At 64.6% G+C, this 26,903-nt stretch carries 27 protein-coding genes and 1 pseudogene; 15 read left to right on the top strand and 13 right to left on the bottom strand.

Annotated elements, in window-relative coordinates; genetic code table 11:
* Positions 1-212: 212 nt before the first annotated feature.
* Positions 213-905, top strand: coding sequence for a response regulator transcription factor (locus BUE42_RS15005; protein WP_073466061.1), 693 nt, complete (start codon positions 213-215; stop codon positions 903-905).
* Positions 905-2,146: a sensor histidine kinase gene (locus BUE42_RS15010; protein ID WP_073465921.1), complete on the top strand. Its 1,242-nt coding sequence runs from the start codon at positions 905-907 to the stop codon at positions 2,144-2,146. The genes BUE42_RS15005 and BUE42_RS15010 overlap by 1 nt, the downstream gene beginning before the upstream one ends.
* 42 nt (positions 2,147-2,188) lie before the next feature.
* Here the strand turns inward: BUE42_RS15010 and BUE42_RS15015 are convergent, their stop codons facing one another.
* On the bottom strand, positions 2,189-2,764 hold the full coding sequence (locus BUE42_RS15015; RefSeq protein ID WP_073465922.1) for an isochorismatase family protein: 576 nt from the start codon (positions 2,762-2,764) through the stop codon (positions 2,189-2,191).
* 245 nt (positions 2,765-3,009) lie between these two features.
* On the opposite strand from BUE42_RS15015, the gene BUE42_RS15020 reads away from it, so the two are divergent.
* Complete coding sequence (locus BUE42_RS15020; protein WP_143171516.1) at positions 3,010-5,082, top strand: hypothetical protein; 2,073 nt, start codon at positions 3,010-3,012, stop codon at positions 5,080-5,082.
* Between the two features lie 425 nt (positions 5,083-5,507).
* On the opposite strand, the gene BUE42_RS15025 is transcribed toward BUE42_RS15020, so the two are convergent.
* Both BUE42_RS15025 and BUE42_RS15030 read right to left on the bottom strand, forming a co-directional pair.
* Positions 5,508-6,740 carry an alpha/beta fold hydrolase gene (locus BUE42_RS15025; RefSeq protein ID WP_073465924.1) on the bottom strand — a complete coding sequence of 411 codons (1,233 nt, stop codon included), beginning with the start codon at positions 6,738-6,740 and terminating at the stop codon, positions 5,508-5,510.
* 207 nt (positions 6,741-6,947) lie between these two features.
* On the bottom strand, positions 6,948-7,880 hold the full coding sequence (locus tag BUE42_RS15030) for a LysR family transcriptional regulator (protein WP_073465925.1): 933 nt from the start codon (positions 7,878-7,880) through the stop codon (positions 6,948-6,950).
* A 111-nt stretch (positions 7,881-7,991) separates the two neighbouring features.
* On the opposite strand from BUE42_RS15030, the gene BUE42_RS32215 reads away from it, so the two are divergent.
* Together BUE42_RS32215 and BUE42_RS15035 are read left to right on the top strand one after the other, a co-directional pair.
* Positions 7,992-8,447 carry an alcohol dehydrogenase catalytic domain-containing protein gene (locus tag BUE42_RS32215; protein ID WP_143171517.1) on the top strand — a complete coding sequence of 152 codons (456 nt, stop codon included), beginning with the start codon at positions 7,992-7,994 and terminating at the stop codon, positions 8,445-8,447.
* A complete protein-coding gene (locus tag BUE42_RS15035) occupies positions 8,444-8,860 on the top strand; it encodes a YybH family protein (protein ID WP_073465926.1) in 417 nt (138 codons plus the stop codon). The genes BUE42_RS32215 and BUE42_RS15035 overlap by 4 nt, the downstream gene beginning before the upstream one ends.
* 119 nt (positions 8,861-8,979) lie before the next feature.
* On the opposite strand, the gene BUE42_RS31610 is transcribed toward BUE42_RS15035, so the two are convergent.
* The gene (locus BUE42_RS31610) at positions 8,980-9,177 is read right to left on the bottom strand and encodes a helix-turn-helix domain-containing protein (protein ID WP_369822970.1); all 198 of its coding nucleotides are present in this window, start codon (positions 9,175-9,177) and stop codon (positions 8,980-8,982) included.
* A 200-nt stretch (positions 9,178-9,377) separates the two neighbouring features.
* Between BUE42_RS31610 and BUE42_RS15045 the strand changes: the two genes are divergently transcribed.
* The 3 genes from BUE42_RS15045 (at position 9,378) to BUE42_RS15055 (ending at position 12,214) form a co-directional block, all read left to right on the top strand.
* Positions 9,378-10,172: an SDR family NAD(P)-dependent oxidoreductase gene (locus BUE42_RS15045; RefSeq protein WP_073465927.1), complete on the top strand. Its 795-nt coding sequence runs from the start codon at positions 9,378-9,380 to the stop codon at positions 10,170-10,172.
* 103 nt (positions 10,173-10,275) lie between these two features.
* Positions 10,276-11,313, top strand: coding sequence for a polysaccharide deacetylase family protein (locus BUE42_RS15050; protein WP_200798965.1), 1,038 nt, complete (start codon positions 10,276-10,278; stop codon positions 11,311-11,313).
* Between the two features lie 52 nt (positions 11,314-11,365).
* Positions 11,366-12,214, top strand: coding sequence for a DoxX family protein (locus tag BUE42_RS15055; protein WP_083614167.1), 849 nt, complete (start codon positions 11,366-11,368; stop codon positions 12,212-12,214).
* A gap of 165 nt (positions 12,215-12,379) precedes the next feature.
* Here the strand turns inward: BUE42_RS15055 and BUE42_RS15060 are convergent, their stop codons facing one another.
* Complete coding sequence (locus BUE42_RS15060) at positions 12,380-12,946, bottom strand: TetR/AcrR family transcriptional regulator (RefSeq protein ID WP_073465929.1); 567 nt, start codon at positions 12,944-12,946, stop codon at positions 12,380-12,382.
* 377 nt (positions 12,947-13,323) lie between these two features.
* Between BUE42_RS15060 and BUE42_RS15065 the strand changes: the two genes are divergently transcribed.
* The 3 genes from BUE42_RS15065 (at position 13,324) to BUE42_RS34290 (ending at position 15,321) form a co-directional block, all read left to right on the top strand.
* Positions 13,324-13,809 (top strand): GNAT family N-acetyltransferase, encoded by a 486-nt coding sequence (locus tag BUE42_RS15065; RefSeq protein WP_159445424.1) that lies wholly within the window; start codon positions 13,324-13,326, stop codon positions 13,807-13,809.
* A 455-nt stretch (positions 13,810-14,264) separates the two neighbouring features.
* Positions 14,265-14,921: an Ig-like domain-containing protein gene (locus BUE42_RS15070; RefSeq protein WP_143171519.1), complete on the top strand. Its 657-nt coding sequence runs from the start codon at positions 14,265-14,267 to the stop codon at positions 14,919-14,921.
* A gap of 124 nt (positions 14,922-15,045) precedes the next feature.
* Entirely contained in the window at positions 15,046-15,321 is a 276-nt protein-coding gene (locus tag BUE42_RS34290) for an IS66 family transposase (RefSeq protein WP_073465932.1), read from the top strand.
* Positions 15,322-15,472: 151 nt separating this feature from the next.
* Here BUE42_RS34290 and BUE42_RS15080 read toward each other — a convergent pair whose 3' ends face one another.
* A complete protein-coding gene (locus BUE42_RS15080; protein ID WP_143171520.1) occupies positions 15,473-16,075 on the bottom strand; it encodes an SRPBCC family protein in 603 nt (200 codons plus the stop codon).
* Between the two features lie 213 nt (positions 16,076-16,288).
* Entirely contained in the window at positions 16,289-17,272 is a 984-nt protein-coding gene (locus tag BUE42_RS15085; RefSeq protein ID WP_073465933.1) for an NHL repeat-containing protein, read from the bottom strand.
* Positions 17,273-17,409: 137 nt separating this feature from the next.
* Here BUE42_RS15085 and BUE42_RS15090 point away from each other — a divergent pair, with 137 nt between their 5' ends.
* Positions 17,410-18,288 carry a LysR family transcriptional regulator gene (locus BUE42_RS15090; protein WP_159445425.1) on the top strand — a complete coding sequence of 293 codons (879 nt, stop codon included), beginning with the start codon at positions 17,410-17,412 and terminating at the stop codon, positions 18,286-18,288.
* Positions 18,289-18,455: 167 nt separating this feature from the next.
* Here the strand turns inward: BUE42_RS15090 and BUE42_RS32225 are convergent.
* Together BUE42_RS32225 and glmS are read right to left on the bottom strand one after the other, a co-directional pair.
* A pseudogene (locus BUE42_RS32225) lies at positions 18,456-18,811 on the bottom strand (transposase); the annotation flags it as partial.
* A 96-nt stretch (positions 18,812-18,907) separates the two neighbouring features.
* A complete protein-coding gene (gene glmS / locus BUE42_RS15100) occupies positions 18,908-20,773 on the bottom strand; it encodes a glutamine--fructose-6-phosphate transaminase (isomerizing) (RefSeq protein ID WP_073465935.1) in 1,866 nt (621 codons plus the stop codon).
* A 139-nt stretch (positions 20,774-20,912) separates the two neighbouring features.
* Between glmS and BUE42_RS15105 the strand changes: the two genes are divergently transcribed.
* On the top strand, positions 20,913-21,404 hold the full coding sequence (locus BUE42_RS15105) for an Lrp/AsnC family transcriptional regulator (RefSeq protein WP_073465936.1): 492 nt from the start codon (positions 20,913-20,915) through the stop codon (positions 21,402-21,404).
* On the opposite strand, the gene BUE42_RS15110 is transcribed toward BUE42_RS15105, so the two are convergent.
* Complete coding sequence (locus BUE42_RS15110; RefSeq protein ID WP_073465937.1) at positions 21,394-21,750, bottom strand: winged helix-turn-helix transcriptional regulator; 357 nt, start codon at positions 21,748-21,750, stop codon at positions 21,394-21,396. The two genes, BUE42_RS15105 and BUE42_RS15110, sit on opposite strands and share 11 nt — an antisense overlap.
* 75 nt (positions 21,751-21,825) lie before the next feature.
* Here BUE42_RS15110 and BUE42_RS15115 point away from each other — a divergent pair, with 75 nt between their 5' ends.
* The gene (locus tag BUE42_RS15115; protein ID WP_073465938.1) at positions 21,826-22,410 is read left to right on the top strand and encodes a carboxymuconolactone decarboxylase family protein; all 585 of its coding nucleotides are present in this window, start codon (positions 21,826-21,828) and stop codon (positions 22,408-22,410) included.
* On the opposite strand, the gene BUE42_RS15120 is transcribed toward BUE42_RS15115, so the two are convergent.
* Positions 22,388-23,581, bottom strand: a complete 1,194-nt coding sequence (locus BUE42_RS15120) for a class I SAM-dependent rRNA methyltransferase (RefSeq protein WP_073465939.1) — start codon at positions 23,579-23,581, stop codon at positions 22,388-22,390. The genes BUE42_RS15115 and BUE42_RS15120 overlap by 23 nt on opposite strands.
* 152 nt (positions 23,582-23,733) lie before the next feature.
* Here BUE42_RS15120 and BUE42_RS15125 point away from each other — a divergent pair, with 152 nt between their 5' ends.
* Positions 23,734-25,263 carry a hypothetical protein gene (locus tag BUE42_RS15125; protein WP_073465940.1) on the top strand — a complete coding sequence of 510 codons (1,530 nt, stop codon included), beginning with the start codon at positions 23,734-23,736 and terminating at the stop codon, positions 25,261-25,263.
* Here BUE42_RS15125 and BUE42_RS15130 read toward each other — a convergent pair whose 3' ends face one another.
* Together BUE42_RS15130 and BUE42_RS15135 are read right to left on the bottom strand one after the other, a co-directional pair.
* Positions 25,264-26,205, bottom strand: a complete 942-nt coding sequence (locus tag BUE42_RS15130) for a tyrosine recombinase XerC (RefSeq protein ID WP_073465941.1) — start codon at positions 26,203-26,205, stop codon at positions 25,264-25,266.
* A gap of 11 nt (positions 26,206-26,216) precedes the next feature.
* Positions 26,217-26,894, bottom strand: a complete 678-nt coding sequence (locus tag BUE42_RS15135) for a DUF484 family protein (RefSeq protein ID WP_073465942.1) — start codon at positions 26,892-26,894, stop codon at positions 26,217-26,219.
* Positions 26,895-26,903: the final 9 nt, after the last annotated feature.

Consider the following 26,903-nt stretch of genomic DNA (forward strand, 5'->3'; position numbering starts at 1 on the left):
TTGAACCGGCCAGCGACTTGTCGCGGCACATGACACGAACGAGCGGATTGGGGCGCCCGATGCGTGAAGCAACCGTGAGGTTCGCCAGGCGTCCCGAGCGCCCTTTTGCAGGCGGCTTCAGTGAATGAACTGGCAACGGTCAGAATGGAAGGCGTTGACGTGTCCTCGCTGCGCAGCGATTGCGCACGCGACGTTCATCCATGAGGCCCGTGATGCATCGCGAACGTGTTTTGCTCGTCGAAGACAACCGAGACTTGGCTGCCTCGATCCTGGAGACTCTGGAAGAGTCCGGGTTCGATCCGGACTATGCAAGCGATGGTGCGCAGGCACTGCGACTGGTGGAGAGCACATCACCTCCGTTCGATGCGGTGCTGCTTGATGTAGGTCTCCCGCGCATCAGCGGATTCGACGTCTGCACGCGACTGCGCAGCGATGGTTTTCGCTCACCCATCCTGATGCTCACCGCCCAAGGCGCCCCGGACCAGGTTGTCGAGGGGCTCGACAGGGGAGCCGACGACTACATCGTCAAACCCTTCGAATCCAAGGTGCTGGTCGCCCGCGTCCGGGCCGCGATTCGAAGGTTCCTGACCGTCCCGAACAGTGCCGGTGTCGTTCAGGGCGCCGGCCTCACCTTGGACACCAGGCAATGGAAGCTGCTGATCTCGTCGGGCGAGACCTGCACACTGACGCCGCTCCAGGGACGTCTCCTTCACACCCTGATGCGACACGCGCCACGCGTCGTCTCGCGCGAAGAGCTCGAGAGCGCCTTGTGGGGCGATGATGACCGGCCTGCAAGCGACGCATTGCGCACGCATCTCTACCAGCTCCGCCGTCTGATCCACCACGCTGGAGGCCGCGCAGTCATCCAGACTCGAGGCAAGCAAGGCTATTGCCTGGAGCCCTGATGGCAAGCTTCGTTTCCACCTCGGAGCGGTCGAAGACGCTGTTCGCGAGGATGTGGCATCTGCTGTTGGTGATCCTCGTGTTGACGTTTGCGGTGAACGCGTTTCTCGTGAAGGGTGCGCTGCACCTGGGATCGGACTTCCAGACCGAGCGCCGCCTGCAGCGCATCGGTGACCACTGGAGCAAGCAGGCGACGTTGGAGGAGCCGCTCGGGATCGATCCTGTCACCGTCATCTATCCCCGTTATGAGCTGCTCCCGCCCGAGCTGCAGCGGATGTTGTCGCCGGACAAGCGCGGCATCGTCGAGCTCGGCAACCAGGACCTGGACTACTACGTGCTGGCGCAGCCCCATGCGACCGGCCGCGCCTTCTACGTTGTCGAGTCCCACGCCGAGGTCAAACCGACCGAGACCATCGAGTCTCAGGTCTTCGTCTGGTACCTGATAGGCATCGTTCCGTTCGGCCTGCTGCTGCTGTGGCTGTGCAAGAGGATCACCGGACGGGTCACCGCGCCGATGCTGGAGGTCGGGCGCCTGGTGTCGGCGCGCGATCCCCGAAGCCTCGAGAAGGTCGCACTGCCGGCCAATTCCCCCGTCGAGATCGAGGTCCTCGTCGTCCAGATCAACAGCGCACTGCAGAGAACTTCGGACGCTCTGGATCGGGAGCGCAGTTTCACCCGCTTCGCGAGCCATGAGCTGCGTACGCCAGCGGCGATCGTGCAAGCGGCTCTTGAGCGCATTGAGGCGCACAGCAGGCCGGAGCAGGTGCCGGCGATCGAGCGTGCCCACCGGGGGCTGCGGGACATGCACGCACTGGTCGACACGTTCCTGCAACTGTCCGGCGACACGGTCCGGCCGGTGTCGGACGTGCTGTCGATCGATGAAGCCTGGGTGAGATCCTTGATCCGCCATCTCATGGGCGAGAGCCCGAGCCATGCGTTCTCGGTCCTGGAGCGGCATCCACTGTTGCTTTCGGCCCCTGCGACGACGGTCCACGTGCTCGTGGCCAACATGCTGAAGAACGCCGTCTTCCACGGTGGCCCGGAGCGCATTGAAGTGGTCGTCGACGAGTGCAGTATCGAGGTGCGGAATGGGCTTCCTGACACGCCGTCGACGGCAGGCTTCGGGCTGGGGACCCAGATCGCGCATCGGATCTGCGAGCGGTTCGGCTGGACTTTCACGCTGACGGTGGCAACGCACCTCGCGGTGGCCCGGTTGTGGGTTCCCCCCGAGCGGCAGGCCTGATGATCGGATCAATGCTGATTGTCAAGACGCACCCAGTGCTGTTCAGCGAACGCCGCCTGGTGTAGCAAAGTCGACTTCCTCTGCTGTTGCGATTCCGTTCTTCCGTCCGGGGTAGCTGATCCACTTCATCGCGACGTTCAAGTCGGCAACGACGCTTGGGGCCTCAATCTTCGGCCCGTTCTCAAGCTCGACACTCTTCGTCGTGTGCGCATCCTTGACCAGAGTCAGGTCGTAGCCGCGATCCAGTGCGCCGTAGGCGGTGGCACGGATGCACCAGTTGGTCGCGGCGCCGGCCAGAACGATGTGCGTCGCGCCGATGCGCGCAAGCTCGGCTTCGAGCCCCGTCTCTTCGAACGACGACTCGAAATGCTTGTAGATCCGCGCTTCGCCTTGCGCGGGAACCAATTCTGGTACCAGTTGCCATGACGGCGAGTCGCGCACGAGTTCCTTGTCGTCATGTTGCACCCAGATCACGGGGACAAGTTGCTCTCGGGCGCGCTCAACAACGCGCGCGACGTTGTTGACGACTCGCGTGGTCTCCCAGGCTTCGGCTACGACGCTGACTTGAACGTCAACTACGACGAGCGCTGCTTGATTTCCGGCGCGGACTGTGGACATGGTCAGGATGCCTTGATGCGAGGTGGAGGGCAGGCGGTCGATCTTCTGCGGCCTGACGTTCGAGTCAACCGGCCCGCGCAGGCAAGCGCCGCAAGCCCGGACTGAGATGATGCACCATGTGCCTCAGGCCGGGCTTGCGGCGCTTGCCGTCGCGGGTCCGGTTGAACGAGATGTCAGGCCTCATTGCCATACTCCGCCGGCAAGTCTTGCTGAAAATGCATCCCCATCTTGTGTCAATCAAGTGCATGGCTAACTACACGCGAACCCTTCTCCTCGTTGCGTTCGGCGCGGTGATCGCGTCGGGAGCCTGCGGTCAGACAAAGCCGTCGGGTCATCGTTCATGCGAACTAGGGTACGACAACAGCATCTTCGCCCCGAAGTCATGGCCTGAGCGGGACCTCGATTCGTACGCCCTGCGAAACCTGGGCATCGTCGTTCCGCAATACGATCACTTCTATCTGTTCATCGCCTACCGGAAGCTGTCCGCACTGTCGTTGACTCCCACGGATGTCGAACGGTTGCGGCCGTTCGATCCGTGCTGGGACGACGGATCGAGGCAATGGCATGGCCATGACGGGTGGTCTGCGTCCCCGATGCAATCGGCGCAGGAAGCCTGGCGGGATGCCCGGGCGAGGGTCCTTCCGCCATCTGGGCGGTCGCAGCAGAATGGCAGCTACGATTCCGTGCTGGGATACCTGGGCCGTTCCGTTCCGAACTGCAACCCGGACGCATATCGCAATGCCGCCCGTACCTTGCTCGACAGGTTGGCAGTGCACGGCGGGGATCCGTTCGTGGTCGAGTGGGCACGGGGACAGGATCTGGTCCTCGGGAAGTGCACGGCGGTGTCCGACGAGCTCCCCGCCGCGGCGCCGGTGAACGCCCCGGATTGGTATCGCCATGACCGGGCATACCAGACTGCCGCGGCACAGTTCTACGCGGGCCACTACCAGCGCGCCGCTGAAGCCTTCGACGCTATCGCACAAGAGTCGTCATCGCCCTGGAAGGACATCGCGCCCTACTTGACCGCACGTTCCCAGATTCGGCAGGCAAGCATCGACCGGGCGGCGGACAACGAAGCTTTGCTGACCGATGCCAGAACCCGTCTCGATGCTGCTGGCGCCGCGAGCAAGGACGAGGCACTGCGTGCCGATATCGCCCGGTTGGTACAGCGAGCTCGCCTGACGCTGGAGCCGCAGGCCGTCAAGGCCGAGTTGGACCAGCACCTCAGCGCTGCGACGCTGCCTCAAACGATCGGACAGGACGTGCGGGATTTCGATCCGAAGGCTTTGCTCGAATTGCCCGCTGACACCGATGGCCGACGGTTCAGTCAATGGCTGGACGCGATGCGGAGTACCCCGGAGTTGAACGGCGGCGAAGGTCGGCCGGCCAACGATTTGTGGCTCGTGGCTGCACTGCAGAACTCGAACGTCGACGGCCCTCAGCTGTCCCAGCTGCTGGCCCGCGCCTCGAGGGTCCCGAAGGCGTCACCCGCCTACTACACCGCGCAGTACCACATCGTGCGATTGACGCCCGAGCACGATCGGGCGATGAGGATCACCCGCGAGCTACTGGCCCTGCCGGATGACGAGTTCTCACGGCAGGACAAGAATCGGCTCAAGGCTGCGGCGATCGGTCATGCCCGGACGCTGCCTGAATTTGCCCTGCTTGCTTACAGGCAGCCCATCGCCATGACTTCCGCCAGGTACGACAAGGCCTCCTTGCCGGTCGTAGACTCTGCCACCGCCAAGGTGCTGAACGGGGCATTGCCCCTGGACACTCTGTTCGCGCTGTACGCCGATCCGGCGACCCCTGCACCGCTGCGCGACGAATTGCAGGGAGTTGTCTGGGTGCGCGGGCTCGTGCTCAAGCGATGGGACGTCCTGCATCGGTTGAAACCTGCGCTGCAGGCGCGCCTGGCATCGGCTTCCCCGATCCTCTCGCAGCTGGACGCGGCCGAGGACCCGGCGGAGAAGGCCGCCATCGGTGCGATGTTTCTCGCGCGCTACCCGGGGCTCGTCGGCTCGGTCCCGCTGCCGGCTTTCGTCGGCAAGAAGGCAGCCGCGACATGGAAGGACGAACGCGCCAAGCTGCAGGCCACGCCGAACGCAACCGACTACCTTGCCAAGACAATCCTCTCGTGGGCGTCGATTCATCCCCGCGATGAACGGTTGCCGCCTGCCCTTCGCATGCTGGTCAGATCTTCACGCGGCGGCTGCGTCAGTCAGGAGTCGGCGGGCCTCGGGCGCACAGCCTTCCGACACTTGCACAGGCACTTCCCGGGTCGCGAAGAATCGAAGCTGACAAGAGTCCACTACTGAGAACCGTCGATCGACCGACCGCAAACCCAGTGCCGGACTTTCGGTGCGAGACCTGTCAGGGTCGCCCAACGGAGCGTTATTCGTGGCAGAGTTCAAAATGGAGATGGTCAAGGTGCGCAAGACGACTGGCTGATCCGCCTGAACAGCAACGAAGTTCAACCGCGCGAACGGCGGAAAGCCTCGAAAAACGGGCAGCCGTCAAGGGTCGACGCCAGGCCAAGATCACTCCAACGAACCAACGAACCAACGAACCAACGAAGCGCAAGCGACGCGTTTCGCGAAAGGCGTCGACGCCAGTCGCTCAGTCCGCAGCAGTACAGATTGAAGGCGGTGTCAGCTCGCAGTAGAAGTAGGACTCCGGCACGCGGCGCGTCGAGCATTGAGGGTTCGATGTCATTTGTCCGCGGTAAACGGGGCCGCCACGCTCACGCCCTGCCACGCACCATGTCGAGCAGCCGGCCGACGATGTGCTCACCATCGGCCCGCAGCCCGTTGTGGGCGTACTCGTTGGTGATCCACATACGCAACCCGCGCACGCGAGTCGCGGTGTCCTCGGCGAATGATCGCTCCACATACATGTCGTCCACATACACGGTCGCAGCGACCGGCACCTCGTTGCGCGCCAGCCGGTCGGCGTCGTAGAGGCGCGGCCACGGATGCTCCGCAAGCAACTGCGCTGCCTCACGGTGCGCATGTAGCCCCGCGTAGTCCTCCCACATCCAGGGGAAGACGTGCTCCCCGCCGAGCAGTTCACCGCTCACCGCGTCGTCGGGGGCCAAGCGGTGCGCCGACCAGCGTGTAGCGCCGCCATCGGCATACGAGGACTCGTGCAGCGTCGCGTAGATTGGGTTGCGCTCCCACGCCGACGCCTGGTGCGCGTCCCAGAGGAACGCCGCCGATGCGAAAGGCAGCTCGAGCAGGTGATGCAGCCGTTCGAAGCCGGCGCTGTCGCCCAGCCACATCCCGGTCTGGCGGAACCGGCGCGCCGTGAGGCGTTCGCCGTCGGGCAGGCGAACGTCCTCGTCGTCGAGCCGGCGCAGGATGGTGCGCAAGCGATCGAGGTCGCCCGGGTACCGCGCGTGGTAGCGCTGGTTGGCTTCGCGCGTGCGCACCCAGGTGGCCGCGTAGACCTCGTCGACAGGCCGGCCCGTCACCGGTGCGAGGCCGCCGGTGATCAGCACCTCGCGCAGACCCTCGGGGGCCAACGACAGGTAGGTGAGCGAGGTGAAGCCGCCAAAGCTCTGGCCGAGCACGCTCCAACGCTCGACGCCGAGTTCGGCACGGATCAGTTCGAGGTCGCGCACGATCGAGTCCGCGCGAAAGTGCGTGAGGTACTCGGCCTGATCGGCCGGCGTTGCACCGGGCAGGACAGAGCCGACCGGCGTGGAGCGCCCGGTGCCGCGCTGGTCCAGCAGCAGCAAGCGAAAGTCGGCCAGCGCCCGCGCCAGCCAGCCCGAAGGCGGACTCGTGGGGCGGGTGGCCTCGAAGCCGGGACCGCCTTGCAGGAAGACGAGGTAGGGGCGATCGCCGCCGTCGGGCGCTGCCACCTCACGGGTGAACACGCTGATCCTGCCGCGCTGCGGGTCGCCGTGAACCAACGGAACGGCGTGCTCGCGCTCGGTCAACACGGCGCCGGGAATGGGGTAGGTGGTGCTCATGGCGACACGATAGCCAAGTAACGATGCGATTTGAAGTAAAGACGATTGATCTCGGGGGCTTGCAGATCGGAAGTTCGATGCGAACCGACTTCGTGCTCGACGCGCTGGAGATTGGCAGCTATTTGCCCGCCGCGCGCCGCAAGCTTGCCCGCTCGCTTGAGTGCGCGCTGTTTCCGGCGGTCGCCGAGAAACTCGCGGGGCGACCCGTCATGAAGGACTGGCGGAGGAGAACGCGACGTCCAGTCGCGTGCTCCTGAAGCCGTTGACGACGCAATCGACGAAGACACGCGTCTTCGCCGACATCAGCTTTCGTGATGCGTAGTAGATCGAGAGTACGCCGGCCTCCGCGTACCAGCCGGGAAGCAGTCGAATCAGTTGTCCACGCTCCAGTTCCGGCAGTACATCGAACAGCGCAATCAAAGAAATACCCAACCCGAGAAGTGCGGCTTCGCGCATCGCGACGGGATCATCCATGACGACGTCTTCGTCGAGCGTCCCCGCCATCTCGACCCCATCGACGTTGCGGAACATCCACTGGCGAATTCGTCCAGTGCGGTGCTGCCGCATGACGATGCCGTTGTAGCCAGAGAGTTCTGACGGGTCGGCCGGTGCCGTGCGGCCGGCCATATAGGCCGGTGAGGCCACTGCGATGATATGGACGGGTGCCAGTGTGCGTGAAACGAAACCGTCGGCAAGGTCGAAGCCGCCGCCAATGGCAACGTCGTAATTCTCGGCGATCAGGTCGACGGGACGATTCTCGAAGTGCCACTCAGGTCGAATGCGCGGGTACTTTGCCAGGAAGGGTGGCAGCAAGGGCAATATGTGCCGGACACCAACGGTTGGGCTCATGCTGACTTTCAACACACCTGCCGGCTCGCTGCTCTCGGCTGACGCCTCGGCAATGGCAATCTGGAGCCCATCGAGGTTGTCGTGGATCGACTCCAGGAAGCGCTCGCCAACCTCCGTCAGCGTGAGCTTGCGTGTGGTTCGGTGAAACAGCCTGACCCCCAGGTTGCGTTCCAACATCGCCACGTTTCGGCTGATCGCGGCAGCTGTCAGGCCCAGCCTGCGGCCCGCCTCCGCGAAGCTGTGGCCTTCCGCCGCACGCACGAAGGACTCAAGGTTCGCCAAAGACTCCATATGCCTGATGCTCTTCAACGATCACTTGAAACAGAAACACGATATTAGCGCCTAATCAAGGGGTGATCGAGCACCTATGCTGAGCTTTTCCAACCGCTTCTTGCAAGGCTCATGTCCAAAATCGTCCGTTTTCACAAGGTGGAAGCTGTGGGGCTGAATCATTCGGAAGGCGCATATTTCCACGGCACCTATGTGGAACAGCCAAAGCTTCCGTCAAAGTTGGGATACGAGGCAAGGGGAGTCGTCGAAGCTGTGGGGCATGGCGTCGATGTGGGCTTGATCGGCGCAGGTCGCGGCGCCAGAGGCAACAATTTTCCTCTATGGGAGTCTGTCTGGGCAGCCTACAAATTATCCGGCGCTGGATTCGGAAAAGGTCTGGCACTACGCGCCTACGTCATGATGGAAATGTGGGCTTCGTCGGAACGCATGAACGAAGCCAAGAGATACATCTACGAACGGCTGGAGGACGGTCGATTCACACCGAAGATCGCAAGGACGTTTTCGTTCGCGGATAAGCGCGAGGCGTTTGCATATACATCCACACGACTAATGAAAGCAGCCAAATGAAAACGACCAACACGTCAGAAAAATCGGTAATCGAGGCAACGATATTAGAATATTTCGAAGCCTTGAATGCCGGCGATATAGACGCTGCGCTCAAGCTTTATACCGATGACCCCGTGCAGCTGCCATTCATGCAGCCCACTATAGTTGGCACCGAGGCCGTCCGCAGCGGTTACGAAGGCCTCTTCGGGCTTATCCGCTTCCAGATGCACACCAAGATTGTGGAATTGGTGCAGATGTCGACAGACTGGGCATTCGTCCGTACCGAGTCCGCTGGGATGATGACGCCGGTCAGGACGGGACAAGCCTCTCCAGCCACCTTCCACGAGCTGTTCCTCCTTCGCAAGACCGGTGATGCAAAGTGGCGGATCGCGCGATATAGCTTCTCCCCGACCGCTCCGCTGCCGGAGTTATGACGGCCCGCGGATCGCCGCATCCTCTGGCGGGTTGAAATGCGGACCTCGGCCAGCCCTGACTTTGGCGGGGATGGCCGCCCTTCATCTGGATAGATCCGGAGATTTTCCAAGTGGTTGTCTCAGCGCATAGTCAGCGACAGCTTGCGGGTCGTCCTGTGCAGGAGGCGCAGAGCCAGGTGGGATTCGAGTGAACCGATATGTCGACCGACATTGCGCTGCCCGATGCCGAGTTCGCGCGGTCGCGGAAAAGCTGCCGGTCTCGACCGCGCGAACGAAGCACTGCATCCAAAGGAGCTTGCCCGTCTGTCGAACCACATCGCCTTTCTGATCGAGGGCGTCAGTCCGCTCGATGACGTGCTTGTATGTCATGCCGTTATGAGGTCAGGTCATCGTGGATTGGAACTCGAACCACATGCGAACTAAGCATAGGCGATATGCCCTTGGCCTACCTTCCAGAGGGGTGTGGTGCGGCAGGACACTGGAGTCTTGTTACCAGACAGCCCTCCTGGAGAAACCCATGAAGATCGAACTCAACGGCCGTAGAGCACTTGTTACCGGATCCACCGCTGGCATCGGCCGAGCCATTGCCGAAGGGCTTGCCCGCGCCGGCGCCTCCGTCGTCATCAACGGCCGCAGCAAGGAACGCGTGGAAACCGCTGTGAATGAGCTGCGTGCACTGCTGCCGAACGCCGAGTTCATCGGCGTCGTGGCCGACGTCTCAACGGCTGAGGGCTTCGCCTCTTTGACTGCGCAAGTCAAGGACGTCGATATTCTCATCAACAACGCCGGCACGGCATACCCGAAGGGCTTCTTCGAACAGAACGATGCCGACTGGCTCGACATCTACCAACTCAACGTCATGAGCGGCGTTCGCGCGGCGCGAGACTACATGCCCGGCATGATTCAGCGAGGCTGGGGGCGCGTGGTGTTCATCAGCAGCGAGTCCGCCATTGCCGTTCCCAAGGAGATGATCGACTACGGCGTCACGAAGACGGCTCAGCTCGCCGTATCAAGAGGGTTGGCCGAACTGGCCAAGGGCACGGGCGTTACCGTCAACGCCGTCCTGCCTGGCCCGACGCGGTCCGAAATCATGAGTAATTGGATGAAGGCGGCCGCGGAAGAGCAGGGCATCACCCAGGATGAAGCCGAGCAAAACTTTCTAGACACAACGCGACCGTCTTCTCTGATCAACCGATTTACGACCACCGAAGAAGTGGCAAACCTCGTGGTCTACGTGAGCTCGGAGCAGTCTTCTGGCACCACGGGCTCTTCGCTGAGAGTCGATGGGGGTGTGGTTCGCTCCATTATTTAAAGTATTCGAGTGTGCGCGCGAGACGCGGTCGAGCGCACCTCGCTTGCGAAGCGACACCTTCCATTGGCGCCACGCGCCGCATGCTCCACCGGACGATTTACTCATGACCACTGAAGATTCATTGATCAAACGACGTACGTTGCTTGCGGCCAGCATGGCCGCGGCTGCGTCAGCTTCGGTCCCGGCTTCCACGCTGATCGCCGGCGTCACCCCGTCTGTCAGCGATGCGAATGAAAACGCCATGTCTTCAAATCGTCAGTTCTGGCCCAACAATGCGCGCCTGGCCATCAGCTTCTCTCTCATGTTCGAGGCAGGAGGTCAGCCAATTTCGGGCGCGCCAGGCTTCATTGAGGAACCCATGCAAAAAGGTCTGCCCGACCTCGCAACCAATGGCGCGTTCCAGTACGGCGTCTATGAAGGCATCCCCCGCATCCTGGACCTGATGGACAAGCATCAGGTAAAGGTCTCATCCTTCATGATCGGTCAAGCCGTTGACAAGGCCCCTGATCTCGCGCGCGAGATCGTGAAGCGTGGGCACGAGGCCGCCGCGCATGGGCGAACTTGGCAAAACAGTTATCTCCTCGACGCTGACGCCGAGAGGCGCTTCATCATGGACGGCGTCGAAAGCATCCACAAGGCCACGGGCCAGGCGCCGGTCGGCTGGAACGCCTACTACGTGCGTAATTCGCCGAACACGTTCGACATTCTTCAGAGTCTCGGCTTCAAATATCACATCGATGAGTGGAGCGCCGATCAGCCGTTCATCATCAAGCTCAAAGGTGGTGATTTCGTCACTGTGCCTTACACGCTGCACTTGAACGACATGTTGTATCCCTTCTCGGGGTGGAATCCAGCCGCTTACGAGCAGGCGCTCAAAGACGAATTCGATCAACTCTACGAAGAGGGGGCGAACCGCCGGCGGATGATGGTCATTGGACTCCACGACCGAGTCTCGGGCCACGCCAATCGGGTTCGCGTGCTCGACCGCTTTCTTACCTACGCGCGCTCGAAGCCTGGCGTCTGGTTCGCCCGCAAGGACGAAATTGCTGCTTGGGCACTGGCGCATCGTGACTTCACCCCAGTGTACGAGCGCGGCGCGCCCACTGTCACCGGGCTGCCTGGTTCCGCGTCAAAGGAATAGGCGACATGGCATTCAAATTGGACACCTGCCGCGTTGTCGTCGAGGGGAGCGTATGCCACGACTAATTGGAGCTCTTCGCTTCGTCGTGGTTGCGATTGCGGCGCTCTTCTGCATCGCCTCCCTATGTGCAGTTGCGACGAATGCCATCCCGGGCTGGACGATCATGGTGGTCATCGCACTCTTGTGCGTTGTGGTGGTGGGTGTGGTAGCGCTCATTCGTCACCCGAACGGTCCATTCTTTGAACCGCTCAGCATCTTGCTGCCCGGGTTGATTATCGGACGCCTCCTATCGACCGTCTGGCTCATCCCGGCGGGACAGCCCGTCCCCAAGCTGAGCGAGCTGATCCTGGGCGAAACCGGACCGGGGGTTGCTTACTTCGAGCCGCTTTCCCTCGTCTTTGTGGTTGCAGTGTCGCTTTATGTACTCGCGCAAGCGCACCGTTCGATCACCGCCAGTTCGAACGGCGCTAATTTCAGCGCTTCAGATTGGTTGGTGACCCTGCTGCGCATCTATGTCGGGTTGATGTTCATATCTCATTTCACAGGGCATATCTTTGCAGGACCCATCCCGTTCGACGCTTTTGTCGATCTTTTCGGTCAGATCGGAATGCCGCTTCCCGCCGCTTCGGTCGTGCTTGCCGGCCTGATCGAGATCACGGTCTGTATCGGCCTGACGTTCGGTTTGTGGACTCGCCCGGTGGCGGTCCTGGGCACCTTCTATCTGCTGTTCGCGGTAGGGATTGGAGGGCACTTCAGCATAGGCTACAGCTGGGCCTTGCCCGGTCTGGGCTGGGAGTTTCCCGCGCTCTGGTCGTTTGCGGTCGCCCTCTTCGGAATGTTCGGCCCCGGGCCAATCTCTCTGGATGCGAAGCTCGATTCGAGGAGATCGGGAGCGGCGTGAGCAGCGGCGCTCCGCGTTGCTCTGCCTCGTTCACCATCTGCGCAGCGGGTTCGCATTGATGCCGTTGGCCATCGTCCACGTGTCCGCGGAGGAGTCAAGTGGAGTAGAGCCTCCTATGGCAGCGAGCTCAGATCAAGATGGCTTGGCCGGACGCATGCTGACGTCTCATGGGTGAAGCATCCCGTTTGTCAGCATGCGCGCCCACGGCGCGCGTTCCGACGTGAGGGACAGCGTCGTGATGAGGTGGCACAGCTGCCCGTAGGCCATGAACCGCTGCACCGCCTCGTCGGAAGCGCGCGAGTGCTTCTTCACGAACATCGTGATGGCCTGCAGACCGCTCCGAAAGGCCGCGTTGATCTCCGGCACGCTGGCGGCAGACTGCGCGTGCACCTGCAGGATCAACAGATCGCGATTCGAGATCAAAGCGGCGTAGGCGGCGCCCATGGCAGACAACACGCCGTTCGGGCTCTTGTCGGTACTGGATTCGGCGCCCTCAGCGAGCGCATCGTGAATCAAATCGAAGCAGCGCTCCAGCGCAGCGACAAAGAGCCCTTCCTTGTTGGGGAAGAGCTTGAACACATACGCCGGGGATATGCCAGCGTGCGCCGCGACCGCGGTGATCGGCGTCCCCAGATACCCGCTTTTGGCGAAGCAGACGATAGCGCTGGCTACGACCGCCCCGCGACGCACGTCTGCAGTCGAGAGCGATCGAGAAGTACGTGAATATGGCATATAAGTGACTGTACACTTACCGGTAAATGTGTCGCGCGTTGCCGCAGTGTGATGACGGTGAAGTGTCGTCAGAGGGCCTGTTGCCGCTGATGTTCTTCAGTGACAGTGCCGCGACAGAAATCTCTGCGGTTGGCGACCGGAACAAAGTGTTTGAAGCTGCCGGGCAGCCCTCACAAGGGTTCTCTGCGAGCAGCAAGTACCTCATGCAGCCTTCTGCGAGGGCCTTCCTGCCCAGCCTTGGACGAAGGTTCCAACGCCCTCCATCTTGGCCCTTTGTTGCCCCTGCAGGCTGACTGCCTGATGCAGGTTCCGCATCCCCAACAAGCTCACAATTGGTGCAACATCAGACTATGCTGAATAGCGCTTCCATCAGGCCCTTGCGCCTCGCCGAGATCGACGATGTCGCGTCGCTGGCCAAGTTGATTTGGCGAGAGCACCACACCAAGTTCATTACCGACGCTCAAATTGAGTACATGCTCTCCGGCAAATACACGCTTGAGGATCTGCAGCCGTTCATCGGTGCCTCGGATCGATGGTTTGATGTCTTGCGGGTGGACAGCGTAATTTGCGGATTTCTTCGCTGCATCCAGACGAGTTCGCATCAACTCAAGTTGTCGGAGGTATACATCTCTCGTGCCCAGCGGGGCCGCGGCCTGGGCGGACTGCTCCTTGCCAGGGCGGAATCTCTGGCCAAGGACATCGGCTGCAAATCAATCTTCCTGTATGTCAATCGGCGAAACGATGTACCCATTGCCGCTTACAAACGAGCTGGGTTCGCCTCGAAGGGAGAGCAGGTCTTTGACATTGGCGGGGGCTTCGTCATGGAAGACTTCTTGATGGAGAAGTTGCTTCACGAAGCTTGAGACGAGGTGTCTCGTCTTATCAACGATCGATCGGTCCACCTAGACTCTGCTGCACAAAGGCACGCAGCGAGGCTATCTCGCACAGCGGTTTTCTCTTCTCCGGATTGCTCACCGTGAGCCAGTCTGCATCGGGTTCAGGCGTGCCATCCAGCCCACCGGATACCACTGTCCTCGGCCAGTGACCAGGTAGTACGGCCCTGTCGCGCCCAGCACCGCGTTCCGTGGCACAACCACTCCCATTTCCTCAGGGACACTTTCGCCGAGCCTTCTTGCGCTTGCCGGCGTACTCGGGGGTGAAAAACTCATCCGGCTCATCGCTGCGCGCCCCGCTGCTGACCTGAATCCCTTGACTTGCTCAACCAGTGAGTGCACAGTCACTCATATGCACGCTTTACCCACTTCTTCTCGGCCGTGGCGAAAAATCGACCCTTCCGAATCAAATTTCAGAATCGATCATGCATCTTCATTTCAAATTCTCCCGCGTCGTCTTTGCTGCGCTCCTTCTATCGGCACTCGGTGCCTGCGGAGGTGGTGGCAATAACGGAACGTCGCCATCGCCTCCCGACACTTCCGCGCCGACAATCACTGCAAGTGCGACGGTAGGAACCGAAGCCGTCGTGCTCTCGGCTGCTGTCAGCGACAACGTGGCCGTGACGCAGGTTGAGTTCATCGTCGACGGTGGCGTCACCACAGCAACGGTCACAGACTTGCAAGGCCGCACCTTGTTCTCGACCAGCATCCCCGCCACCACTCTCGGCCCGGGCAGCCACAACTTGGTGGCGCGAGCCCACGATGCCGCCGGAAATGTGACCGATACCGCGGCTGTCGGCTTCTCAGTCAGCCAAGGCGCGGCCCCTGCCTCTCCCATTAAGTTGACCACGAGCGGCACAAACGAAGGCGGGAACGTCACGTTTACCGTGGACATCCAATCGGACAAGCAGATCAAGCTGGTCAACTTCTTCATTGATGGCGAGTTCGTGGGTGGACGCGCAGATGACCAGAGGCACTACTCCTTCTCTCGCATGTTGCCGTCGGGCACACATCACCTGATCGTCGATGTGACGGACGTGAACGGCAACAACTCGCAAGCCGAAGTCACCGTTCAGGTTTGAACGAGACCCAGTTCAACGCCATCGGCACGAATCACTTGCGGCAGCACTCGGGCAAGTGGGCCGGGACGAATTGAAGGCAGCGCCGCGGGCCTCAAGGAACTCCGCTGTGCGGGGAGTGCTGTAGATGGTGGGGTCATGCGGGGGTCAACTGCTGTCGCTGGTCGATGCGCTGAAGGCGCAGATGCTCGCGCACCGGGTGTTGCATGCCGACGAGACGCCGGTGCCGATGCTCGATCCGGGCAGCGGCAAGACCCATCGAGCGTACCTGTGGAGTTACTGTACGAGGCAATTCGAGTCGGACAAGATCGTCGCCTACGACTGTCGCCGCCTGGTGCATGCGCGGCGCAAGTTCTACGAGCTGTGGACCAACCACAGCAGCCACATCGCCGAGGGGCGCTGAGCCATTTCGGCAAGCTCTACGACGTGGAGCGGAAGCCGCGCGAGTCGAGTACCGATGAGCGAAGGCGCGTGCGGCAAGCCCGAGCGCGGCCGGTGGCGGCCGCTAGCGATGGTGTCACGGCGCCACGAACGGCGGCGCCGCTCACGCGGGTCTAACGGCTTGCCTTCGACGCGCTGGCTTCGCTTGTGGCCTTCAATCGTGTCAGCCACTCCCGAAGCGCACTGTCCAGGAGGGGTTGGAGCGATGCCGCGTTGGCTCGCACGACCTCGCCACTCCACGATTCCTCGGTGCTCACCTTGACGCCCTGCGCGGTCTCGGTGAACTGCCAGACGTGGACGGCGTCGATGCCCTGCGCGGGGCCTGTCCAGACGATGCGGTGCAGCGGCGCCAGTTCCTGCACGGTCGAGGTGATCTGCAGGCCACCTTCTTCCCACTTGAAGGCCGAGCCGACGGCCAGTTTGCCGTCGAAGCGAGCTGCCGTGACGGTTGGCCGCCACGTGGTCCAGGACGAGATGCCGGTCTGAATCTTCCAGATCGTCGCGAGCGGAGCGTTGATCACGATCTCCTGACGGGAGATGACCGGTGCCGCCGGGTCGATGCCCCTGACCTGTGCCGCGCGCGCATCGCCCGTCTGCAGAAATATGCCGAGTGCCGCAGCGAGCACGGTTCCGGACGCGGTGCGCGCGGCCAGACTCCAGCGGATCCACATCGAGACATTCAGGCCCGAACCTTTCACCATGACGTTGTTTCCCATGTTGACTCTCCAAAAAGTTGCGATGAAGGAAGTCTGAGCGTGGAAGGGTTCTAATGAAATTGCTCAAGGACGCTGAGCATCCATGCGTTTTTGTATGGCCACACGGGGCGCATCGAGCCCGCCGCACCGAGGGCGGCTTTGCGCCACAGGCTTGAAAGTCGCGCGAATGCCTGGAGCAACGCCCTGCGCGGGAAATGAGGTCACCCTGTTTGCTCAACGACGCAGCGCCTTCACCTGATACGGCAACTTCGGTGCTCCCGTCTCCGTCCCTACGGCATACCCCAGCCTCGATTCGTTGACGAGCAGCCAATTGCGGCCGTCCAGGGTCACCGTTGCAATCCCCGACGGATCGAACAGGTCTTGTGCCAGCACCGTGCGTCGCACGGTCGTCGGGCTGGTGAACTCGATGCGGTAGATGCTGCCCTTGGCGCCGGCCGTGAAGAGATCGTTCTCTGCATAGTCGATGCCGCCATTCGTCCAGCGCATGCCGTCGGCGAAGATCACCGGGTCGCCCTCCACCTGCACTGGCAGGGCGGCACGCGCACTGCCGTCTTCGGCCAGGCCGATGAACCAGAGGCGGTTGTCGTGAGCCGCGTAGATCCCGCCGCCCCCCTGCACCATCCCTCCGATGCCGAAACCGCCCTCGGGCCAGCGCGCATCGGTGGCCCAGGTCGTCAACTGGTCGGTGGCCGGGTCGATGCGCAGGATTCGGGGATGCGGCCCGATGTCGCCAACGTAGATTCGGCCCTGCGCATCGACGTCAATGGAGTTGCCCACGGCCTGCGCAGGCAGGTTCCAGCGTTTGACCACCGCGCCCGTGCTCAGGTCGAAGGCGGTGACGCGTCCGGCCTGTGCATGCGCGGGGTTGAAGTCGTAGGGCAGGTTCTGCACCGACAGCAGCCAGCCTTTCGAGCGCAATACCTTCAAGCCCCAGGCGGCGCTGTAGGCGTCGCTTGCAGCTGGGACGAACGTCGAGGCTGCTCCGCCCCGTGCGAGATCCAGTTGCAGGATCGAGCCGTCGCTCAGGCTGGACACATAGGCTCGTGAACCGTCGACCTCGATGTCCTCGGGGATTCCGTTGCCGACATCGATCGCCGAAGGCAGGGATGCAGCAGCTTCCGCGTCGTTTCCGCCGCAGCCGGTGAGCGCCAGCAGGGGGATCGCCAGCGCCGCGGCCAGCAAGGGGTTCAGCTTCATAGGGAGTTCTCGTTGGTTGAAATCACGGGGTAGTCCGCGACCGAGAGCGTCCCAGTTTTGCGTGAGCGGGAATAGATGGCTAACAATAGAATCAATTTCCCATGGGCAAGAAAATGAAGTCATCGGACAAGAACGCAATGGCTTTGTATGTGCGGGTGGTCGACTGCGGCAGCTTTTCCAAGGCAGCCCTGCGCGAGGCGGTGCCTGTGTCCACCGTCAGCCGCAAGATCGCCGACCTGGAGCAGCACCTGGGTGTGCGCCTGCTGGAGCGCTCGACGCGCCAACTGCGCACGACGGAGATGGGACAGCTGTATTTCGAGCATTGCCGCCGTGGCCTGGCCGAGTTCGACGCGGCGGACGCTGCCCTCACCGACCGCCAGGCGCGGCTGTCGGGCCGCATTCGCATCTCGGTGCCGCCGACGATGTCGGACCTGGTGGTGCTGCCGTTGGTGTCGGCCTTTCTAACTCTGCATCCGGACGTGAGCGTCCAGTGCCTGGTCACCGAGCGCTTCATCGACCCCATCGGTGACGACATCGACCTGGCGCTGCGCGTCGGCAAGCTGGACGACAGCAGCTTGATTGCCGCGCCGGTCAGCCGGCATCGCCCGCGCCTGCTGGCCTCGCCTTCGTACCTGGCGGCGGCGGGCGAGATCGGCCACCCCGCGCTGCTGGCGGCCCATGTGCAGGTGGCCTTCTCGCGCTGGGAACGGCCGATTCGGTGGACCCTGCGCTCCGGCACCGAGAGCTGTCGGCTGGAGCCGGCACCGCGCCTGGTGATCAACGACTATGCCGGCGTCCTGCACGGGCTGCTACAGGGCGCCGGCATATCCGAGCTGCCGACCTTCATCGGTGCGCAGCCGGTGCGCGACGGCCGCTTGGTGGAAGTGCTGCCAGAGTGGCAGTTCGAGGCCCAGCCGGTAGCGATGGCTTACCCGAGCGGCAAGCACCTTTCATCATTGGTGCGGGCGTTCAAGGAGCATTGCCAGCGGTACTTCGATGAGCATCCGCTTGCGTGACGCGGCACCTGCAAGGATGAGGTGACTGTGCAGGGCATGAAATGTTGTCACCAGAGTTCAAGCCGAGCGAGATCCTTGGCTGTAAACGCGCTCTCGCATTCCGGGCGGGCCAAGGACGGTATCGAGCTCGAACGCCGCCCCGCAAGGTCGGCATTGGAGACCAGTTCCAGCTCGGCGACGCTGGTGAAGCTGTCGCGCTTGATGCAGTTCTCGGAGATGTCGCGGAAGAAGCGCTCGACCATGTTCAGCCACGAGGCAGTGGTGGGCGTGAAGTGCATGACGAAGCGAGGATGCTTGGCCAACCAGTCCTGCACGTCAGTGTGGGTGGCCTAGTTATCCGCGATCAAGTGCAGCGTCAGGTGCTTGGGCGTGCGCCGCTGGATGAGCCGCAGGAAGTTCAACCACTCTTCGTGCCGGTCAGTGTGTTCAACGCGGCGAACAGCGTGGTCGTGCCGTGGCGCTTGTGGTCGTGGGTGACAGTGCCTGCGCGTCCGGCCTTCATCGGCAGGTCCGGCTGCGTGCGGGCCCACTCCCAGCTGCGCGGCCAACGTGCCCGTGCTCCATTGCGTGGCGGCAATGGGCTTGTCCTGCAGCGACTGACCCGGCGTGAGCCTCCTCCTCACTCCACCGTCACGCTCTTCGCCAGGTTCCGCGGCTTGTCCACATCCGTCCCGCGCGCGCACGCCGTGTGATACGCCAGCAACTGCAGCGGCACCACGTGCAGGATCGGCGACAGCGCCCCGTAGTGCTCCGGCATCCGGATCACATGCAGCCCTTCGCTCGATTCGATGCGCGTGTCGGCATCGGCAAACACGAACAGCTCGCCACCTCGCGCCCGCACTTCCTGCAGGTTGCTCTTCAGCTTCTCCAGCAGCGCGTCGTTCGGCGCCACGGTCACCACCGGCATCTCGGCCGTCACCAGCGCGAGCGGCCCGTGCTTCAGCTCGCCGGCCGGGTAGGCCTCGGCGTGGATGTAGCTGATCTCCTTCAGCTTCAGCGCGCCTTCCAGCGCGATCGGGTAGTGCAGCCCGCGGCCGAGGAACAGCGCGTTCTCCTTGCGCGCGAACTCCTCGCTCCACGCAATGACTTGCGGCTCCAGCGCCAGCACCGCCTGCACCGCCACCGGCAGGTGGCGCAGTGCCTTCAGGTGCTCCTGCTCCTGCGCATCGGTCAGGTGCCCGCGCACCTGCGCCAGCGCCAGCGTCAGCAGGAACAGCCCGACCAGCTGCGTGCTGAACGCCTTCGTCGACGCCACGCCGATCTCGGCGCCGGCGCGCGTGATGTAGGCCAGCTCGCATTCGCGCACCATCGCGCTGGTCGCCACGTTGCACACCGTCAGCGTGTGCTTCATGCCCAGTGAGCGGGCATGCTTCAACGCCGCCAGCGTGTCGGCGGTCTCGCCGCTCTGCGTGATCGTCACGACCAGCGTGCGCGGGTTCGGCACGCTGTCGCGGTAGCGGTACTCGCTCGCGATCTCGACGCTGGTCGGGATCTTCGCGATGCTCTCCAGCCAGTACTTCGCGGTCGAGCCGCTGTAGTAGCTGGTGCCGCAGGCCAGGATCAGCACCTGGTCCACGTCCTTGAAGATCTTGTATGCGCCGTCGCCGAACAGCTCGGGCGTGATGCTCTCGACCGCGTCGAGCGTGTCGGCGATCGCGCGCGGCTGCTCGAAGATTTCCTTCTGCATGTAGTGCCGGTACGGGCCCAGCTCGGCCGCGCCGGTGTGCGCCTGCACGGTGCGCACCTCGCGCTGCACCACCTTGTAGGCCGCCTCGCCGGTGCGGCTGGTGATCCACACCTTGCCGAGCTGCAGGTCGACCACGTCGCCTTCTTCGAGGTAGACGATCTGGTCGGTCACGCCGGCCAGCGCCATCGCGTCCGAGGCCAGGAAGTGTTCGCCGCTTTCCTTGCTGCCGATGCCGAGCACCAGCGGCGAGCCTTCGCGGGCGCCGATCACGCGGTGCGGCTCGTCGCGGCAGAACACCGCGATCGCGAACGCGCCGCGCAGTTGCAGCGTCGCGCGCTGCACCGCATCGAGCAGGTCGCCGTCGTACAGGTGGTCGACCAGGTGCGCGATCACCTCGGTGTCGGTCTGGCTGTCGAAGACGTAGCCCTTGGCCTTCAGTTCGGCGCGCAGCTCGTCGTGGTTCTCGATGATGCCGTTGTGCACCAGCGCGATCCGCCCGGCGGACGCCGCCTTCGCGCCGGGGCCGGCCGAGAAGTGCGGGTGCGCGTTGTGCACCACCGGCGCACCGTGGGTCGCCCAGCGGGTGTGGGCGATGCCGGTGCCGGACTGGATCTCGTCGCTGCGCACATTGGCTTCGAGCTCGGCCACGCGCGAGGTGCTGCGCGCCCGGCGCAGCTGGCCGTTCTGGTGGACGGCCACGCCGCAGGAGTCATACCCGCGGTACTCCAGGCGCTTCAGCCCTTCGATCAGGATCGGAACGATGTTGCGGGTGCTGACGGCGCCGACGATGCCACACATGGGAGGTCTTTCTGGTGAAACTGGGATGGGCGGATCGTAGGGAGCTTGGCGTGGTGAATGTTTGCGCAAAATTGGCATCACTGAAATAATTCGCCATCACTTGGAAGTTTGGGTGAATTATTTCAAAGAGTGTATAGAAATGGCGGAATCAGACAGAAAACTGAACCTGGACCCCACCGACTTGAGGGTGCTGGAGCTGTTGCAGAACAACGCCTCGCTGTCCAACCAGGACCTCGCGGCCGCCGCCCACACCTCGCCGGCCACCTGCCTGCGCCGCGTCAAGCGGCTGGTCGAAGCCGGCGTGATCGAACGGCGCGTCGCCATCCTGTCGCCCGAGAAGCTCGGCGCCGGGCTCACGGTGCTGGCCGAGATCACGCTCGATCGCCAGGGCGCCGAGCACCTCGCGGCCTTCGAGGCGCGTGCCGTGGCCGAGCCGGCGGTGCAGCAGTGCTACCGCGTTTCGCCGGGTCCGGATTTCATGCTGGTGATGCAGGCGCCCGACATGGCCGGCTACCACGCGCTGGTGCAGCGCCTCTTCACGCAGGACGCCAATGTGCGCAACGTGAAGGCCTTCTTCAACGTGCACCGCGCGAAGTTCGAGCCGCGCATCGCGCTGCCGGTCATCGCGTGAGCGCCCGCGCCCAGTTCTGCGCCCAGCGGTCGAGCGGGCCCAGCTCATCGAGCAGCCCGAGGCCGCGCGCCGTCAGCGCATAACCCTCGGGCCGCAGCTCCAGCAGCTGCGCCTCGCGCAGCTCTTTCGCGCGGCTGTTCAGCAGCGTCGGCGATGCCCCGCCCATGCTCTGCTGCAGCGCGCGGAAGTTCTGCGGCTGCCCGTCGCGCAGCTCCCACAGCAGGCGCAGCGTGCCGCGCCGGCCCAGCAGGTCGAGCAAGGCCATGATCGGCCGCCCGCTGGCCGATCCGCGCACGCGCGTGCCGGGCAGCGGGGCCTTCGGTCGGGATGAGGTGGTCGTCGTCACGTCGGCGACTATGCCATGCGGGCTTCGGTGCCAAGATCGGTTTGCTATCATTTTTGTAGCAACCAGGAGATCGCCATGGCATCGACCGAAGCCTCCCCGCGCATTCCCCCCGTCGTGCCGCCGTACGAACCCGAGCTCGACGCGCTGCTGCGCCGCATGACGCCGCCCGAGGCGGTCGACGTGCTGCAGTTGTTCCGCGTGTTCGCCCGCCACCCGCTGCTGGCCGAACGGCTGCTGCCCTGGGGCGGCTTCATGCTCGGCCGCCACGCGATGCTGTCGCTGCGCGACCGCGAGGTGGTGATCGACCGCGTCTGCGCGCGCTGCGGGGCCGAGTACGAATGGGGTGTGCACGTCGCGGCGTTTGCGAAGGCCGCCGGCTTCACGCCGGCGCAGGTGGCCGCGATCGAGAGCGGCCGCGCCGACGATGCGGCGCTGACCGCGCGCGACGCGCTGCTGGTGCGCCTGGTCGATTCGCTGCACGACACGGCGGACGCCGACGACGACCTGTGGGCGCAACTGGCCGCCGTCTGGAGCGAGCCGCAGCTGCTGGAGCTGCTGCTGCTCGCCGGCTGGTACCGCGCGATCTCCTACGTCTGCAACGCGGCGCGGGTGCCGCTGGAGCGCTGGCAGGCGCGGTTCAGCGCGGAGCCTGGCGTTTGATGATCACCAGCCCCTTCAGGTAGTCCCCCTCGGGGAAGGTGATCGTCATCGGGTGATCCGGTGCTGCGCCGGTGCGTGCATAGACCAGGCCGTCGACCTGCGCATCGAGCCCGGCCCCGGCGACGATCTTGTGGAACAGGTCGGGGCTGATGCCGCCCGAGCACGAGAAGGTGAACAGCACGCCGCCCGGCTCCAGCAGCATCAGCGCGAGCCGGTTGATGTCCTTGTAGGCCCGCGCCGCGCGCTCGGCATGCGAGACGGTCGGCGCGAACTTCGGCGGGTCGAGCACGATTGCGTCGAAGCGCCGGCCTTCCTGCAGCATCGCGCGCAAGGTCTGGTTCACGTCGGCGTCCAGCGTCTCGTGCGCCGCGTCGTCGAAGCCGTTGCGCAGCACGTGCGCACGCGCCCGCTCCAGCGCCGGGCCCGATGAATCGACGCTCGCCACCTGCGCCGCGCCGCCGGCGAACGCCGCCACGCTGAAGCCGCCGGTGTAGCTGTAGCAGTTCAGCACGCGCTGCAGGCCGAAGTGCCGCACGGTGTCGGCGAACAGCTTGCGGCTGTCGCGCTGGTCGAGGTAGTAGCCGGTCTTGTGGCCCTCGGCCACGTCGAGGCTCAACTGCCAGCCGTGCTCGCGGATCGTGACCTCGGTGGGGCCGTCGCCGCGCAGCCAGCCGGTCGCCGGTGGCAGGCCCTCGAGTTCGCGCGAAGTCGCATCGCTGCGCTCGTACAGCCGCGTGAGGCCGGTGGCCTTCAGCAGGTGGTCGGCGATCGTCGCCTTCCAGCGTTCGGCGCCGGCCGACAGGAACTGCGCGCTCAGCGTGTCGCCGTAGCGGTCGACGATCAGGCCCGGCAGCCCGTCAGCCTCGCCGTGGACCAGCCGCACGCCGTCGCTCGCGATCGGCAGCCGCGCGCGGATTGCGATCGCCTGCTCGATGCGCCGCAGGAAGAACGCGCTGTCGATGCGCTCGGTCTCGTCGAAGCTCCACGCGCGCACGCGGATCTGGGAATGCGGGCTGCAGGCGGCCCAGGCCAGGAACCTGCCATCGTGCGTTTGCACGCGCACCGTCTCGCCGAGATCGGCCTTGCCGCTGGCGATGCTGCCCTCGAACACCCAGGGGTGGCGGCGCTGCAGCGAGCGCTCCTTGCCTTCACGTACTGTGATCGTCTTCATGGCCCGATTGTCGGCGACGCAGCCGACCGCCCCCCGGGATGGGGGAGACATCGACAGGCTAGGGATGTCGATCGCTCCAGGTGCCGCCTAATTTGGTTGCAGCGCGCGGTCCGCGCGTCGTTCCACCACCTGGCTGCCAAGGAGGCTCCGCCATGCCCACGCTCAAGAACCTGGCCGTGCTCGACACGTTCATCCTCAAGTGGTTTCGCGAATGCACGCCCAAGATCCTGGTCGTCACCGATGGGCTGAACTTCAGCGCCGGCGACGATTTCGGCCTGACCCGCTTCGTCGATGCGTTGCGCACCAGCACGGTCCATGCGATGACGCCGATCGTGCGCACCGCGCTCTACACGCCGGGCTCCGGCAGCGCCGCCACGCTCGATGCCGCCACGCAGCACATCAGCAATTTCCAGTTCACCGACGCGACGCACGGCGTGCTGAAGTCGCGCTACGACGTGGTGTTCCTGCTCGCGATCACCACCGAGGGCGGTGCCGGGCTCGCGCAAGAGCCGGGCGCGCAGGCGGCGATCGTCAACTTCATGCAGCAGGGCGGCGGGCTGTTTGCCACCGGCGACCATGAAGACCTGGGCGCCGCGATGTGCATGACGATCCCGCGCGTGCAGGGCATGCGGCGCTGGGCCGCGGCCGACACGCCGAGCGGCGGCGGCATCGACCGGCTGACCACCACCGGGCCCGGCACGAACGACGTGTTCGAGTTCGCCGACCAGTCCGATGCGCTGCCGCAGCGGCTGTACGTCAACTTCCGCACCAGCTTCGGCGTCGGCGTCGCGCACCCGGTGCTGCAGGTGCCGGGTGCCGCGCCTGCGCGCGCGATCGAGGTGTTTCCGGATCACCCGCACGAAGGCGAGTGCCGCGTGCCGGGGGTGCTGACCGGCAAGCTGCCCGATGGCGTCACCGACGAATGGCCGGTCGCCACCGGCAGCACGCAGCGCGTCGTGCCGGAGGCGATCGCGCTGACGGTGTCCGAGGGCAATGCGTTCCCCGGCAAGGCGGCGGTCGCGCCGCGCTCGTTCATCCCGGTCTGTGCCTACGACGGGCAGCAGGCCGAGGTGGGCCGCGTCGTCACCGATTCGACCTGGCACCACTTCGTCAACGTCAACCTGATCGGCCTGACCGGCCGCAACCTCACCGACCTGCACCAGTACTACCGCAACCTCTCGACCTGGTTGATGCCCAAGCACGTGCGGCGCTGCTGGCGCTACCCGGTGCTGATCCGCGAGCTGGTGCGCTACCCGCTGTTCGAGGAGATCCGCCTGGAGCCGGTCGAGAAGCTCGACGGGCCGGCGCTGCATGCGCTGGGCGAGAAGGTGGAAGACGCGCTGCAGAGGCGCTTCACGCGGGCCGACGTGGCGGCGATGGTGGACGATGCGCTCGACGAGATGCTGGATGCCCGCACGCGCAAGCTGCTCGACGGCTTCCACGGCCGCTATGGCGAGGTGTCGTCGCGCGACACCGGTCTCGCCGCGCTCGGTGCGCTGACGCTCGCGACCGGCAACACCGCGCTGCAGCTGCAGGACAAGGGCGACGACGTGAAGGACGCGATCGGCCTGTTTGACGAGGCCGCGGCGAAGGCGCTGCGGCTGGGCATCCAGCGCTACCTGGGCGATGCGCGCGAGGGTCTGCGCAAGCTCGACGAGGTGATCGGCGCGGTGCTGCGCTGATCAGGGCTTGCGCTTCGCCCGCGGGTGCGCGGCGTCGTACACCTTCGCGAGGTGCTGGAAATCCAGCTTCGTGTAGACCTGCGTCGTCGAGATGTTCGCGTGGCCCAGCAGCTCCTGCACCGCCCGCAGGTCGCCGCTGGACTGCAGCAGGTGCGACGCGAACGAATGCCGCAGCATGTGCGGGTGCACGTGCGTCGGCAGCCCGGCCTGCAGTGCGCGCCGCTTCAGCCGCGAACGCACCTGGCTGTCGGTCAGCCGCGTGCCGCGCCGGCTGACGAACAGCGCCGGCTCGCCCGCGTCGGCCAGCGTGCCGCGCAGCGCGAGCCACTGCGCGAGCGCCAGCAGCGCCGGCCCGCCGACCGGCACGCTGCGGCGCTTGCGGCCCTTGCCGAGCACCTGCGCCTCGGCCTCGGCGGCATCGATCCAGCCGGCGGCCTCGCCGCTCGCCTGCACGTCCAGCCCCACCAGCTCGCCGACGCGCAGCCCGCAGCCGTACAGCAGCTCGACGATGCACTGGTCGCGCGCGGCCAGCGCCGGGTCGGTGCCGTCGTCCTCGCGCGGTTCGGCCAGCGCCACCGCCTGGTCGACCGGCAGCGCCTTCGGCAACGGCTTGGCCGCTTTGGGCGCGCGCACGCCATCGACCGGGTTCAGCGGCACCACGCCTTCATGGCCGAGCCAGCGGAAGAAGCCGCGCCAGGCCGACAGCACCAGCGCGATGCTGCGCGAGCCGAGCCCTTGCGAGTGCAGCTGCGCCGCCCAGCGCCGCACGTGGTGCACCTGCGTCGCGCGCAGCGCCACCGGCTGCGCCTGCGCGAAGGCCTGCAGCCGCGTGAAGGCATCGCGGTACAGCACCAGGCTGCGCGGCGCGAGCCGGCGCTCGGATTCGAGGTGGACGAGGTGACGCTGCAGGTCCGCGTCGAGGGCGGCGGACGGTGCGGTCATCAGCGCGACCTTCAGGCGACAGGCAGCAGCCGCGACAGCCCGGCGCTCGCGATGTCGCCGATGCGCGACAGGAACTCGGTGCCCATGTCGGCGCTGTAGCGCGTCGGGTCCGGCGAGGCCAGCACCAGCATGCCGAAGGCCGGGTCGTCCTGGCGCACGCGCAGCGGGATCAGCGCGAGCGACATCACGGTCGCGACCTCGGTCAGCCACTGCGCCGCCTCGAAGCCTGAATTGACGCCGCAGTACGGCTGCGTGAGGCTGGCCGCGAAGCTGCGCGCGTCTTCGCTGACCGACTTGGCGAACGGCAGCACGTTGAACACCTCGGCCGCGCCCCAGATGCGGATCGCCGCCTGCGGGATCATGAACTGGTGCTTCAGCTCGGCCACCAGCACGTCGGGCAGGTCGCCGGGGTTGTGCGTCAGCATGATCGCGCGCGTCCAGCGGTGCAGCTTGTCGGCGATCGAGACGTTCTCGGTGCCGTGGCGGATCATCTCGATGATGCGCAGCTCGAGGCCCTTGTGCTTCTCGCGCAGCATTTCCATCTGCCGCTCCTGCAGCGAGACCGCGCGCTGCCCGTGCGGGCTGGTCAACTGCACGGCCGCCAGCAGTTCGGCATGGCGCTCGAAGAAACCCGGCGTGTTGGCCAGGTAGTTGGCGATGTCCTGTTCGGTGATGCCTTGGATGCTCACGGGGTGCCC

This window comes from Rhizobacter sp. OV335, assembly GCF_900142965.1.
Classification (GTDB): domain Bacteria; phylum Pseudomonadota; class Gammaproteobacteria; order Burkholderiales; family Burkholderiaceae_C; genus Rhizobacter.

Bases quoted from the DNA above. Each gene is read 5' to 3' on its own strand.
- BUE42_RS34290 (WP_073465932.1), top strand. From the start codon at position 15,046: ATGGTGGGGTCATGCGGGGGTCAACTGCTGTCGCTGGTCGATGCGCTG.
- BUE42_RS15015 (WP_073465922.1), bottom strand. From the start codon at position 2,764: ATGTCCACAGTCCGCGCCGGAAATCAAGCAGCGCTCGTCGTAGTTGAC.
- BUE42_RS15050 (WP_200798965.1), top strand. From the start codon at position 10,276: ATGACCACTGAAGATTCATTGATCAAACGACGTACGTTGCTTGCGGCC.
- BUE42_RS15120 (WP_073465939.1), bottom strand. From the start codon at position 23,581: ATGAAGACGATCACAGTACGTGAAGGCAAGGAGCGCTCGCTGCAGCGC.
- BUE42_RS32215 (WP_143171517.1), top strand. From the start codon at position 7,992: ATGTCCAAAATCGTCCGTTTTCACAAGGTGGAAGCTGTGGGGCTGAAT.
- BUE42_RS31610 (WP_369822970.1), bottom strand. From the start codon at position 9,177: ATGTGGTTCGACAGACGGGCAAGCTCCTTTGGATGCAGTGCTTCGTTC.
- BUE42_RS15010 (WP_073465921.1), top strand. From the start codon at position 905: ATGGCAAGCTTCGTTTCCACCTCGGAGCGGTCGAAGACGCTGTTCGCG.
- BUE42_RS15055 (WP_083614167.1), top strand. From the start codon at position 11,366: ATGCCACGACTAATTGGAGCTCTTCGCTTCGTCGTGGTTGCGATTGCG.
- BUE42_RS15070 (WP_143171519.1), top strand. From the start codon at position 14,265: ATGCATCTTCATTTCAAATTCTCCCGCGTCGTCTTTGCTGCGCTCCTT.
- BUE42_RS15020 (WP_143171516.1), top strand. From the start codon at position 3,010: ATGGCTAACTACACGCGAACCCTTCTCCTCGTTGCGTTCGGCGCGGTG.
- BUE42_RS15025 (WP_073465924.1), bottom strand. From the start codon at position 6,740: ATGAGCACCACCTACCCCATTCCCGGCGCCGTGTTGACCGAGCGCGAG.
- BUE42_RS15030 (WP_073465925.1), bottom strand. From the start codon at position 7,880: ATGGAGTCTTTGGCGAACCTTGAGTCCTTCGTGCGTGCGGCGGAAGGC.
- BUE42_RS15045 (WP_073465927.1), top strand. From the start codon at position 9,378: ATGAAGATCGAACTCAACGGCCGTAGAGCACTTGTTACCGGATCCACC.
- BUE42_RS15085 (WP_073465933.1), bottom strand. From the start codon at position 17,272: ATGAAGCTGAACCCCTTGCTGGCCGCGGCGCTGGCGATCCCCCTGCTG.
- BUE42_RS15080 (WP_143171520.1), bottom strand. From the start codon at position 16,075: ATGGGAAACAACGTCATGGTGAAAGGTTCGGGCCTGAATGTCTCGATG.
- BUE42_RS15130 (WP_073465941.1), bottom strand. From the start codon at position 26,205: ATGACCGCACCGTCCGCCGCCCTCGACGCGGACCTGCAGCGTCACCTC.
- BUE42_RS15105 (WP_073465936.1), top strand. From the start codon at position 20,913: ATGGCGGAATCAGACAGAAAACTGAACCTGGACCCCACCGACTTGAGG.
- BUE42_RS15035 (WP_073465926.1), top strand. From the start codon at position 8,444: ATGAAAACGACCAACACGTCAGAAAAATCGGTAATCGAGGCAACGATA.
- BUE42_RS15090 (WP_159445425.1), top strand. From the start codon at position 17,410: ATGGCTTTGTATGTGCGGGTGGTCGACTGCGGCAGCTTTTCCAAGGCA.
- glmS (WP_073465935.1), bottom strand. From the start codon at position 20,773: ATGTGTGGCATCGTCGGCGCCGTCAGCACCCGCAACATCGTTCCGATC.
- BUE42_RS15060 (WP_073465929.1), bottom strand. From the start codon at position 12,946: ATGCCATATTCACGTACTTCTCGATCGCTCTCGACTGCAGACGTGCGT.
- BUE42_RS15005 (WP_073466061.1), top strand. From the start codon at position 213: ATGCATCGCGAACGTGTTTTGCTCGTCGAAGACAACCGAGACTTGGCT.
- BUE42_RS15115 (WP_073465938.1), top strand. From the start codon at position 21,826: ATGGCATCGACCGAAGCCTCCCCGCGCATTCCCCCCGTCGTGCCGCCG.
- BUE42_RS15125 (WP_073465940.1), top strand. From the start codon at position 23,734: ATGCCCACGCTCAAGAACCTGGCCGTGCTCGACACGTTCATCCTCAAG.